The sequence below is a fragment of the Mesorhizobium alhagi CCNWXJ12-2 genome (assembly GCF_000236565.1).
Lineage (GTDB): Bacteria > Pseudomonadota > Alphaproteobacteria > Rhizobiales > Rhizobiaceae > Allomesorhizobium > Allomesorhizobium alhagi.
Map to the genome: position 1 here is coordinate 1 of NZ_AHAM01000171.1, position 1757 is coordinate 1757.

General features: G+C 63.8%; 4 protein-coding genes. All 4 read left to right on the plus strand.

The window, feature by feature from the left end; translation table 11 throughout:
• The coding region (locus MAXJ12_RS19615; RefSeq protein ID WP_008837712.1) for an EF-Tu C-terminal domain-related protein at window positions 1-373 on the plus strand (373 nt) is incomplete at its 5' end.
• Between the two features lie 63 nt (window positions 374-436).
• On the plus strand, window positions 437-745 hold the full coding sequence (gene rpsJ / locus MAXJ12_RS19620) for a 30S ribosomal protein S10 (protein WP_006205468.1): 309 nt from the start codon (window positions 437-439) through the stop codon (window positions 743-745).
• 58 nt (window positions 746-803) lie between these two features.
• Window positions 804-1517, plus strand: a complete 714-nt coding sequence (gene rplC, locus MAXJ12_RS19625; RefSeq protein ID WP_008837713.1) for a 50S ribosomal protein L3 — start codon at window positions 804-806, stop codon at window positions 1515-1517.
• A partial coding sequence (rplD, locus tag MAXJ12_RS19630; RefSeq protein ID WP_008837714.1) for a 50S ribosomal protein L4 occupies window positions 1517-1757 on the plus strand: 241 nt, incomplete at its 3' end. The genes rplC and rplD, both read left to right, overlap by 1 nt.

Below are 1757 nucleotides of genomic sequence, written 5' to 3' on the forward strand. Positions count from 1 at the left end.
GGGCGACAATATCGGCGCGCTGCTGCGCGGCGTCGACCGCGAGGGCGTCGAGCGCGGCCAGGTTCTGGCCAAGCCGGGCTCGGTCAAGCCGCACAAGAAGTTCAAGGCCGAGGCCTACATCCTGACCAAGGAGGAGGGCGGCCGCCACACGCCGTTCTTCACCAACTACCGTCCGCAGTTCTATTTCCGCACGACGGACGTGACCGGCATCGTGTCGCTGGCCGAAGGCACCGAAATGGTGATGCCGGGCGACAATGTGACGGTCGATGTCGAGCTGATCGTGCCGATCGCCATGGAGGAGAAGCTGCGCTTCGCCATCCGCGAAGGCGGCAGGACCGTCGGCGCCGGCGTCGTCGTGACGATCACCGAATAACAAATAACCGATCTGTCGCGGGCGGGATTCGCCCGCGCCGCGCCAGAACAAGGAATAAGACGAATGAACGGCCAGAATATCCGCATACGACTGAAAGCGTTCGACCACCGGGTGCTCGATGCCTCGACGCGCGAGATCGTGTCGACGGCAAAGCGCACCGGCGCCAACGTCCGCGGCCCCATTCCGCTGCCGACGCGGATCGAGAAATTCACGGTCAACCGCTCGCCGCATGTCGACAAGAAGAGCCGTGAGCAGTTCGAGATGCGCACGCACAAGCGGCTGCTCGATATCGTGGACCCGACGCCCCAGACGGTCGATGCGCTGATGAAGCTCGATCTCGCAGCCGGCGTCGACGTCGAAATCAAGCTCTGAGAGCTGACATGAGCCGGCGGGCGAAGACCCAAAGGCTCCTCTGAAGGAAAACGAACCGATGCGTTCAGGTGTTATAGCACAGAAGTTGGGCATGACCCGCGTCTACAACGACGCCGGCGAGCATGTTCCGGTCACTGTTCTCCGCATGGAGAACTGCCAGGTCGTGGCTCAGCGCACGAAAGAGAAGAATGGCTACACCGCCGTCCAGCTCGGCGTTGGCTTGGCCAAGGTCAAGAACACGTCGAAGTCGATGCGCGGCCATTTCGCCGCTGCCTCGGTCGAGCCGAAGTCGAAGGTCGCGGAATTCCGCGTCTCCGACGACAACATGCTCGACATCGGCGCCGAGATCACAGTCGAGCATTACGTGCCCGGCCAGAAGGTCGACGTGACCGGCACCACGATCGGCAAGGGCTTCCAGGGCGTCATCAAGCGCCACAATTTCGGTGGCGGCCGCGCGACCCACGGTAACTCGGTATCGCACCGCACGCACGGCTCGACCGGCCAGCGCCAGGATCCGGGCAAGGTGTTCAAGGGCAAGAAGATGGCCGGCCACATGGGCTCGACCCGCGTGACCACCCAGAATGTCGAGGTTGTTTCGACCGATACGGACCGTGGCCTGATCCTGATCCGCGGTGCGGTTCCGGGTTCGAAGGGCGCATGGATCCTGGTTCGCGACGCCGTCAAGGAAGCGTTGCCTGAAAACGCGCCGAGGCCCGCCGGCATTCGCGCCGCGGCCAAGAGCGCAGCTCCGGCCAATGAGGGAGCGGAATAATGGATCTCAAGATTTCAACGCTTGGCGGCGAAGACGCCGGCAAGGTCAAGCTCTCGGAAGAGATTTTCGGCCTTGACCCGCGCGAGGACATCCTGCAGCGCGTCGTGCGCTGGCAGCTCGCCAAGAAGCAGCAGGGCACGCACAAGACCAAGGGCCGTGCCGAAATCGCGCGCACCGGCGCCAAGATGTACAAGCAGAAGGGTACGGGCCGCGCCCGCCACCATTCGGCTCCCGCTCCGC